At 73.4% G+C, this 8,464-nt stretch carries 9 protein-coding genes and 1 pseudogene; 5 read left to right on the top strand and 5 right to left on the bottom strand.

Annotated features, from left to right (window positions below):
* Positions 1-122: 122 nt before the first annotated feature.
* Complete coding sequence (gene katG / locus ABZ914_RS06655; protein ID WP_500192086.1) at positions 123-2,333, bottom strand: catalase/peroxidase HPI; 2,211 nt, start codon at positions 2,331-2,333, stop codon at positions 123-125.
* A gap of 16 nt (positions 2,334-2,349) precedes the next feature.
* Complete coding sequence (locus ABZ914_RS06650; RefSeq protein WP_500192120.1) at positions 2,350-2,772, bottom strand: Fur family transcriptional regulator; 423 nt, start codon at positions 2,770-2,772, stop codon at positions 2,350-2,352.
* A gap of 140 nt (positions 2,773-2,912) precedes the next feature.
* Between ABZ914_RS06650 and ABZ914_RS06645 the strand changes: the two genes are divergently transcribed.
* Positions 2,913-3,776: an inositol monophosphatase family protein gene (locus ABZ914_RS06645; protein WP_500192085.1), complete on the top strand. Its 864-nt coding sequence runs from the start codon at positions 2,913-2,915 to the stop codon at positions 3,774-3,776.
* A gap of 40 nt (positions 3,777-3,816) precedes the next feature.
* On the opposite strand, the gene ABZ914_RS06640 is transcribed toward ABZ914_RS06645, so the two are convergent.
* Positions 3,817-4,863 carry an NAD(P)-dependent alcohol dehydrogenase gene (locus tag ABZ914_RS06640; protein WP_500192084.1) on the bottom strand — a complete coding sequence of 349 codons (1,047 nt, stop codon included), beginning with the start codon at positions 4,861-4,863 and terminating at the stop codon, positions 3,817-3,819.
* Positions 4,864-4,990: 127 nt separating this feature from the next.
* Between ABZ914_RS06640 and ABZ914_RS06635 the strand changes: the two genes are divergently transcribed.
* Complete coding sequence (locus tag ABZ914_RS06635; protein WP_500192083.1) at positions 4,991-5,800, top strand: helix-turn-helix transcriptional regulator; 810 nt, start codon at positions 4,991-4,993, stop codon at positions 5,798-5,800.
* 37 nt (positions 5,801-5,837) lie between these two features.
* On the opposite strand, the gene ABZ914_RS06630 is transcribed toward ABZ914_RS06635, so the two are convergent.
* Both ABZ914_RS06630 and ABZ914_RS06625 read right to left on the bottom strand, forming a co-directional pair.
* The gene (locus ABZ914_RS06630) at positions 5,838-6,158 is read right to left on the bottom strand and encodes a DMT family transporter (RefSeq protein ID WP_500192082.1); all 321 of its coding nucleotides are present in this window, start codon (positions 6,156-6,158) and stop codon (positions 5,838-5,840) included.
* On the bottom strand, positions 6,158-6,820 hold the full coding sequence (locus ABZ914_RS06625; protein ID WP_387032201.1) for an FMN-dependent NADH-azoreductase: 663 nt from the start codon (positions 6,818-6,820) through the stop codon (positions 6,158-6,160). The genes ABZ914_RS06630 and ABZ914_RS06625 overlap by 1 nt, the downstream gene beginning before the upstream one ends.
* Before the next feature lie 85 nt (positions 6,821-6,905).
* Here ABZ914_RS06625 and ABZ914_RS06620 point away from each other — a divergent pair, with 85 nt between their 5' ends.
* The 3 genes and pseudogenes from ABZ914_RS06620 to ABZ914_RS06610 form a co-directional block, all read left to right on the top strand.
* Positions 6,906-7,520 carry a TetR/AcrR family transcriptional regulator gene (locus ABZ914_RS06620; RefSeq protein ID WP_500192081.1) on the top strand — a complete coding sequence of 205 codons (615 nt, stop codon included), beginning with the start codon at positions 6,906-6,908 and terminating at the stop codon, positions 7,518-7,520.
* 96 nt (positions 7,521-7,616) lie between these two features.
* Complete coding sequence (locus tag ABZ914_RS06615) at positions 7,617-8,219, top strand: RNA polymerase sigma factor (RefSeq protein WP_500192080.1); 603 nt, start codon at positions 7,617-7,619, stop codon at positions 8,217-8,219.
* Positions 8,216-8,464: pseudogene (locus ABZ914_RS06610) on the top strand (hypothetical protein); the annotation flags it as partial. The gene ABZ914_RS06615 and the pseudogene ABZ914_RS06610, both read left to right, overlap by 4 nt.

The raw sequence follows: 8,464 nt of genomic DNA, 5'->3' as shown, positions 1-8,464 counted from the left end.
GCCCGTCCGTCCGGGCGTGGAGCAGCCCCCACAGCAGCTCGTACAGGTCGGCGTCGCGCGCGGCGCCCCCCGGGTGCACGCGCACCCCGGCGCGCCGGCCCCCCCCCCCGGCCGCCGTCGTGTCAGGCCCGCTTCAGGTCGTACCGGTCGAGGTTCATCACCTTGTCCCACGCCGCGACGAAGTCCTCGACGAACTTCTCCTTGGCGTCGTCGGAGGCGTAGACCTCGGCGACCGCGCGGAGCTCGGAGTTCGCGCCGAACACCAGGTCGGCCCGGCTGCCGGTCCACTTGACCTGGCCCGAGGCGTCCCGGCCCTCGTAGATCTCGGACTCCTCGTTCGCCGCCTTCCACACCGTGCCCATGTCGAGCAGGTTGACGAAGAAGTCGTTCGTGAGCTGCCCGGGCCGGTCGGTGAGGACGCCCAGGTCGGACTGCCCGTGGTTCACGCCGAGGACCCGCAGGCCGCCGAGGAGCACCGTCATCTCCGGGGCGCTCAGGGTGAGCAGGTTCGCCCGGTCGACGAGGAGGAACTCGCCCGGCAGGACGTTGCCCTTCGCGAGGTAGTTGCGGAACCCGTCGTGCGTCGGCTCCATCACCTCGAACGACTCGACGTCGGTCTGCTCCTGCGACGCGTCGGTGCGTCCCGGCGTGAACGGCACCTCGATGTCGTGGCCGGCGTCCTTGGCCGCCTTCTCGACGGCGGCGCAGCCGCCGAGCACGATCAGGTCGGCCAGGGAGATCTTCTTGCCGCCGGTCTGCTCGGCGTTGAACGCCTCCTGGACCTGCTCCAGCGTGCGCAGCACGGTGGCGAGCTCGGCCGGGTTGTTGACCTCCCAGCTCCGCTGCGGCTCCAGCCGGATGCGCGCGCCGTTGGCGCCGCCGCGCTTGTCGGTGCCGCGGAACGAGGCGGCCGACGCCCACGCGGTGGCGGCGAGCTGGGACACCGTCAGGCCGGAGTCCAGCAGCCGGGCCTTGAGCGCGGCGATGTCCTGCGCGTCGACGAGCTCGTGGTCGACCGCCGGGACCGGGTCCTGCCAGACCAGCGTCTCGCTCGGCACCTCCGGGCCGAGGTAGCGCTGGATCGGCCCCATGTCGCGGTGGGTCAGCTTGAACCAGGCGCGAGCGAACGCGTCCGCGAACTCCTCGGGGTTGTCCTTGAACCGCCGCGCGATCGGCTCGTAGATCGGGTCGAAGCGCAGCGACAGGTCCGTGGTCAGCATCCCGGGCGCGCGGTTGAGGGTGCCGTCCTCGGGGTCGGGCACCGTGTTCGCCCCGGCGCCGTTCTTCGGCCGCCACTGGTTCGCCCCGGACGGGCTCTTGTCCAGCTCCCACTCGTACCCGAAGAGGATCTCGAAGAAGCTGTTGTCCCACTTGGTCGGGGTGCTGGTCCAGGTGACCTCGAGGCCGCTGGTGTGGGAGTCGCGGCCCTTGCCGGTGCCGTGGCTGTTCTTCCAGCCGAGGCCCTGGTCCTCCAGCGGGGCGCCCTCCGGCTCGGGGCCGATGGCGTCGGCCGGGGCCGCGCCGTGCGTCTTGCCGAAGGTGTGGCCGCCGGCGATCAGCGCGACGGTCTCCTCGTCGTTCATCGCCATGCGGGCGAAGGTCTCGCGGATGTCGCGCGCCGCGGCGAGCGGGTCCGGGTTGCCGTTCGGGCCCTCCGGGTTGACGTAGATGAGGCCCATCTGCACCGCGGCGAGGGGCTTCTCCAGCTCACGGTCGCCGCTGTAGCGCTCGTCGTCCAGCCACGCGGTCTCGGGGCCCCAGAAGACGTCCTCCTCCGCCTCCCAGGCGTCCTCGCGGCCGCCGGCGAAGCCGAAGGTCTTCAGGCCCATCGTCTCCAGCGCGACGTTGCCCGCGAGGATCATCAGGTCGGCCCACGAGATCTTGCGGCCGTACTTCTTCTTCACCGGCCAGAGCACGCGGCGGGCCTTGTCGAGGCTCGCGTTGTCCGGCCAGCTGTTGAGGGGCGCGAAGCGCTGCTGGCCCGCGCCGGCGCCGCCCCGGCCGTCGCTGACGCGGTAGGTGCCCGCGCTGTGCCACGCCATGCGGATGATCAGCGGCCCGTAGTTGCCGAAGTCGGCGGGCCACCAGTCCTGCGAGTCCGTGAGCACGGTCGCGATGTCCTGCTTCACGGCCGCGAGGTCGAGGCTGTTGAACGCCTCCGCGTAGTCGAAGTCCTCCCCCAGCGGGTTCGTCACCGGCGGGTTCTTGGCGAGGAGCTTCAGGTTGAGCCGGTCGGGCCACCAGCCGCGGTTGCCGCCGCCCTGGGTGGGGTGCGGGGCGCGCTGGTGCGCGACAGGGCACTGGCCCGCGGCGGCTTCGTTGTTCTCGGACATGGGGTTCCCTCCAGGGCTACGCGAGGTTGGCGGATGAGGAACGGTGAGCGGTGGAGCAGTCGGGGCACAGGCCCCAGTAGGTGACCTCGGCCTCATCGATCGAGAAGCCGTTGTCATCGGACGCGGTCAGGCAGGGCGCCTCGCCGGTCGCGCAGTCGGCGTCGGCGATCGTCCCGCAGGACCGGCACACGATGTGGTGGTGGTTGTCGCCGACGCGCGCCTCGTAGCGCGCGACGGAGCCGGCCGGCTGGATCCGCCGGACCAGGCCCGCGTCCGTCAGCGCGCGCAGCGAGTCGTAGACCGCCTGGTGGGAGACCTTCGGGACGTCCCCGCGCACGGCGCTGATGATCGATTCGGTGTCGGCGTGCGGATGCGCGTGCACCGCGCTCAGCACCGCGACCCGCGGACGGGTCACGCGGAGAGCGGCCCCGCGCAGCATCTGCCGGATTTCCACGGTCGTGGCCACGTCCGACAGGCTGCCTCGTTTTCTTGAATGAGTCAAGTGTTTGTAGAAACCCAGTTCTTGACCAGGTCAGGTCCAGGATGCGGATCCGCCTTGCAGGACTAGGCTGCGGCCCCGTGCAGAACCCCGCAGAAAACTCCGTGGACGACGCCCTGGACGACCCCGTGGACGACGATGCGCAGGTGGCGGTGCGCGCGGCGCTGGCGGGCGCCTCGGTCGTCCGGGAGATGTACGGCACGTCCCTCGACCGCTTCGGCAAGCCCGGCGGCGACTTCGCCACGTCCGCCGACCTCGCGGCGGAGAAGGCGATCATGGACGTCCTCCGCGCCGCCCGCCCGGACGACGCCGTGACCGGCGAGGAGAGCGGCCGCACCGGCCCGGCCGGCGCGGGCCGCCGCTGGCTGGTCGATCCGCTCTGCGGGACGCTGAACTACGCCGTCCGCAGCATGCTGGTGGCGGTGAACGTCGCCCTCCGCGCGGGCTCCGAGACGATCGCGGCGGCGTCCGCCGACCCGTTCAACGACGAGGTCTTCTGGACGGACGGCACGCGCGCCCGCGTCCGCGCGGGCGGTACCGGTGGCACGGGCGGCACCGACGCGCCGCTGGTCCCCTCGCCCGCCTCGAACCTCGTGGACGTCAACCTCGACCCGCCGTTCCCCAACGCCCCGGCGTTCCGCGCCGCCGATCTCCTCGCCGACGCGGGCTTCGCGGGCCGGTTCCGTCCCCGCGTGGTCTCCACGACCCTGGCCGTGGCGTGGGTGGCGGCCGGGCGCCGCGCCGCCTACGTGACCGACGGGCACCTGCGCGACAGCGTGCACTTCGCCGCCGGCATCGCGCTCTGCCAGGCCGCCGGCTGCGTCGTGACCGGCCTCGACGGCGGGCCGCCGCACACCGGCTCCGGCGGCCTCATCGCCGCCGCGGACCCCGAAACCCACTCCACCCTCCTTGGCCTCATCAGTACCCCCGGCAACACCCGATGAAGCCCAAGATCGGCCGCATTCCCCTCACGGCCTCGGGTCGTCAGGCCGTGAGGTCGAGGACGAAGCGGTACCTGACGTCGCCCGCGGCCAACCGGTCCAGTGCCGTGTCGACCTCGGCGACGGGCAGTACCTCCACGGTCGCGGTCAGGTCGTGGGCGGCGCAGAAGTCGAGCATCTCCCGGGTGTCGGCGATGCCGCCGCTGCCCGCGCCCGCCAGCCGTTTCCGCCCGAACCGGAGGGCCTGAGGCGTGAAGGACAGCTCCGGCACGATGCCGAGCGTGCACAGGGTCCGGTCGAAGCGGAGCGCCGTCAGGTAGGGCGAGAGGTCGTGCGCGAAGGGGACGGTGTCGAGGATGAAGTCGAACCGCCCGCGCTGGCCGGCCATGGCCTCGGCGTCGGTCGACACCACCACGTCGTCGGCACCGAGTTCCAGCATGTCCTTCGCCTTGCCGGGTGAGGTGGTGAAGCCCACGACCTCGGCGCCGAGCGCCTTGGCCAGCTTCACCGCCACGTGCCCGAGCCCGCCGAGGCCGATGACGCCGACCGTCTGCCCCGGGCCGACCTCCCAGCGCCTGAGCGGCACCCAGGTGGTGATCCCCGCGCACATCAGCGGCGCGGTCCCGGCCGGGTCGAGCCCCTCGGGGCGGCGGTACACGAACGCCTGGTCGGCCACGTACTCGTCGCTGAATCCGCCCTGGGTCAGGGACCCGTCGCGCCGGTCCCGGCCCCCGTAGGTCAGTGTCGGGAACTCCGCGCAGAACTCCTGATCACCGCTGCGGCAGGCCTCGCACGCCCCGCACGAGTCGACGATGTTCCCCACGCAGACCGGATCGCCGACCCGCAGGCCGGTGACCGCACCGCCGACGGCCACCACCTCGCCCACGATCTCGTGGCCCGGCACCAGCGGAAAGATGTCCGGCCGCTCGTGGCCCGGCCGGGGCCGCACGTGCTCCAGGTCGGTGAAGCACACCCCGGCGTGCGTCACTCGCAGCGCGACGTCGGTGGGTCGCAGCTCACGGCGCTCGAAGCGCCAGGGCGCCAGCGCCGAGCCGGGTGCCTGGGCCGCCCAGCCGTTGACCGTCCGCATGGTGGATCTCCTCTCGTTCACGACGCCCCCATGCTGTGGCCGGGCCGCGCCGTTCCACCATCGGTGGCCGATGCCTGGGAATCGCAGGGCCACCCTCGTACGGGACGGCTCGACGTAGCCTGAAGTGGTGGACGACGCCGCTCTCGCAGAATTCCTCCGGGCTCGCCGAGCCCTGGTCCGGCCCAAGGACGTGGGCCTCGACGACGCCGGCGACGCCCGTCGCCGCGTGACGGGGCTGCGGCGCGAGGAACTGGCCTTCCTGGCGGGAGTGAGCGCGGACTACTACGTGCGCCTGGAGCAGGGACGTGGCCACCGCCCCTCGGAGAGCGTCTTGGAGTCGCTGGCCCGGGCGCTGCGCCTGGACGAGGAACTGACGGAGCACCTGTACGCCCTGGCCCGCCCGGCACCGACCGCCACGCGCACCCGGGAGCGGGTGTCGGACACGGTGCAGGAACTGCTGGACGCCTGGACGACGACAGCGGCCACGGTGACCAGCCGCCGGATGAACGTCGTCGGATCGAACGCCCTGGCGTGCGAGCTGGCCTCCTGCTACGTGCCCGGGACCAACCTGCTGCGCGCGGTGTTCCTGGACCCCGGGACACGGGAGACGCATGTGGACTGGAACGCGGCGGCGTCCGAGGCGGTCGCCAACTTCCGGGCCCGGATCGGAACCGAGCGGGACGACCCCGAGCTGACGGAACTCATCGGCGAACTCTCGCTGCGCAGCCAGGAGTTCCGGGAACTGTGGGCCCGCCACGACGTCCACACCACCACGGCGGGCGCGAAGAGCTTCCGGCACCCGGAGCTGGGTGTGATCAGCCTCCGCTTCCACGCGATGCCGCTGGAGGACGGCCAAGTGCTCACCGTCCTCCACGCCCGGCCCGGCTCACCGGACGAGCAGTCCCTGGCCCTGCTCGCCACGATGGCCGCGACCTGACCGAGGGCGCCGGCCGCCCTCGCCGCCGCTGAGCGCGTCACTCGGAGCCGGTGGCGCGGGCGAGGACCAGGCCGGCGACGATGAGGGCGAGCGCGGTCGTGCGCCCGGCCGTCAGCGGGTCCTTGTGGACGACGACGCCGAGCGCGATCGCGCCGACCGCGCCGATGCCCGTGAAGACCGCGTACGCGGTGCCGACCGGGAGCGTGCGCATCGCCTGGGCCAGCAGCCAGACCGCGGCCACCATGAGGACCAGGCAGACCAGGGTCGGCAGCGGCCTGGTGAAGCTCTGCGTCGGCTTGATGCTCTGCGCCCAGGCGATCTCGACCAGCCCCGCCAGCCCGAGGACGAGCCAGTTCATCAGTACTCCTTGCCCAGGTCGCGGGCCGTGCGGAGCGCGGCGGCGTACAGCTCGTCGTGCTCCGCGCGCCGGTGGGCGAGGGCCGGGTCGACGCGGGAGTTGGCCAGGTCGGCGGCGACGAACACGGCGTCCTCGACGGCGAAGTGACCGGCGAAGAAGTCGCGGAGGAAGCGCTCCTGGTGGTCGAAGCGGGCCTTCGGGGCGCCGGGCCCGTACGCGCCGCCGCGCGCCGTGGCGACCACGAAGCGCCGTCCGGCGAGCGACATCCGCGGGAAGGTCACCTGGTCGAGCCACGCCTTCAGCGCCGACGGGACCGAGTAGTTGTACATCGGCGTCGCGATCAGCACGACGTCCGCCGCCACCAGCTCGGACAGCAGCGGCTCGACGACCGCCCACGCCTCGGCCTGCTCCGGCGTGCGGACGGCCTCCTTGTAGCGGTCGATGTCGGTGATGCCGTGCGCGAGGACGTGGTCGCACAGCTCGGTCCACGCCTCGCCGATGTGCGGGACGGGCTCGGCCGCCAGGTCCCGGTGGACGTACGTCCCGCCGGGGTGGGCGGCCCGCCACGACCCGGCGAAGGCGTCGCCGATCTCGCGGCTGATCGAGCGGCGCCGGGCGCTGGCGTCCAGGTGCAGCAGCGTGGCCATGAGCAGCCTCCTCATAACTGGACACTATGTCCGCTTGAAGTCGGCTCGACCGTAGCAACGATGTGGACACTTTGTCCACATCGCTACTAGAGTCGCCGTCATGGAGCCCCGTACCGACCTGCTCAGCGGACGTCCCGCGGGCCGCCCGCCGCGCGAGCGCGCGGACGCGGCCCGCAACCGCGCCAAGGTGCTGGCCGCCGCCGCCGAGCTGTTCGCCTCCCGCGACCCGCGCGCCGTGACCATGGACGACATCGCCAAGGCCGCGGGCGTCGGGCGGGGCACGCTCTACCGCCGCTACCCCGACACCGTCTCGATCGCGCGGGCGCTCCTCGACGAGCACGAGCGCGCGCTCCAGGAGCGCCTGCTGCGCGGCGACCCGCCGCTCGGCCCCGACGCGCCCCCCGGCGACCGCCTGGCCGCCTTCTACGCCGCCATGGTCGAGCTACTGGAAGACCACATCGCGCTCGTCCTCGGAGCGGAGCAGGGCGCGGCGCGCTTCGCCGCCGGCGCCTACGGCTTCTGGCGCGCCCACGTCCGGATGCTGCTGACCGAGGCGGGAACCCCGGACCCGGCCGCCCTCACCGACGCCCTGCTCGCCCCGCTGGCCCCCGACGTCTACACCGAGCAACGCCGCCAGGGCCTGACCCCGCCCCAGATCACCGCGTCCCTGACCCACCTCGCCCACGCCGTCACCAGCCCCGCGCGCTCTCGCTGAGCCGCGGCGCGTCGCCGGGTCCTGTCCGTGTGAAGGGTTGCCGCACGGGCGGCGGAGTAGGGGTGACCGATCGCCCCAGCGAAGGACGAGGTGACGATGAGCCACACCCCCGCCGCCGCGGACCCGCTCCGCGACGACGCCGTGGGGATCGAGGCATCGTGGCATGAGCCTGAGCGGTTCGCTGAGATCTTCCACCGCCACTTCCCCGACGTCCACCGGTACGTCGCGGGACGGCTCGGCCCCGACGCCGCCGACGACATCGCCGCGGAGACGTTCCTGACGGCCTACCGGCGGCGCGACAGGTACGACCCGGCGCGCGGCGCCCTGCGGCCGTGGCTGTTCGGCATCGCCACCAACCTGGTGGCGACGCACCGGCGCGGCGAGGCCCGCTACTTGCGGACGCTCGCCAGAACGCCCGCCGCCGGTCCCCAGACGGGGCATGAGGAGCAGGTCGTGGCCCAGGTCAGCGCCGGTCGCGTGCGGGGCGGCCTCGCCGAGGCGCTCCGCGGCCTGTCGCCGGGGGACCGCGACGTGCTGCTGCTGGTCGCCCTCGGCGACTGCACCTATCCCGAGGTCGCCGAGGCGCTCGGCCTCAAGCCCGGAACGGTGGCCTCCCGGCTGAACCGGGCCCGCCGCAAGCTCCGTGACGCCCTGGGCGGGGTGGACCCCACGCTCATCACCGAGGAGTCAGACCGATGAACGAGATCGACCTGGTGCGCGAAGCCCTCGGGCGGCCGCGTCCCACCGAACAGGAGACCGCCGCGGCGCTCGCCCAGGTGCGGCGGGACATCGCCGGCGGGGCCGCCCCCCGGCGCCCGCGCGGCCTCGCCGCCGGCAGGAGGCGCCGGTGGGGCGGCGGCGTCGGGCGCACCCCCCTCGCCGCGGGGGCGGGCGGCGCGGTGGCCGGGCGGGGGGGGTCGCCGGCGGACGGGCCCCCCCCGACG

Origin of the sequence: Spirillospora sp. NPDC046719, from assembly GCF_040645715.1 — a bacterium.
Classification (GTDB): Bacteria; Actinomycetota; Actinomycetes; order Streptosporangiales; family Streptosporangiaceae; genus Spirillospora.
This window is presented reverse-complemented; position numbering and strand designations above follow the sequence as displayed.

Bases quoted from the DNA above. Each gene is read 5' to 3' on its own strand.
- ABZ914_RS06650 (WP_500192120.1), bottom strand. From the start codon at position 2,772: ATGCTGCGCGGGGCCGCTCTCCGCGTGACCCGTCCGCGGGTCGCGGTG.
- ABZ914_RS06630 (WP_500192082.1), bottom strand. From the start codon at position 6,158: ATGAACTGGCTCGTCCTCGGGCTGGCGGGGCTGGTCGAGATCGCCTGG.
- ABZ914_RS06615 (WP_500192080.1), top strand. From the start codon at position 7,617: ATGAGCCACACCCCCGCCGCCGCGGACCCGCTCCGCGACGACGCCGTG.
- ABZ914_RS06625 (WP_387032201.1), bottom strand. From the start codon at position 6,820: ATGAGGAGGCTGCTCATGGCCACGCTGCTGCACCTGGACGCCAGCGCC.
- katG (WP_500192086.1), bottom strand. From the start codon at position 2,333: ATGTCCGAGAACAACGAAGCCGCCGCGGGCCAGTGCCCTGTCGCGCAC.
- ABZ914_RS06620 (WP_500192081.1), top strand. From the start codon at position 6,906: ATGGAGCCCCGTACCGACCTGCTCAGCGGACGTCCCGCGGGCCGCCCG.
- ABZ914_RS06640 (WP_500192084.1), bottom strand. From the start codon at position 4,863: ATGCGGACGGTCAACGGCTGGGCGGCCCAGGCACCCGGCTCGGCGCTG.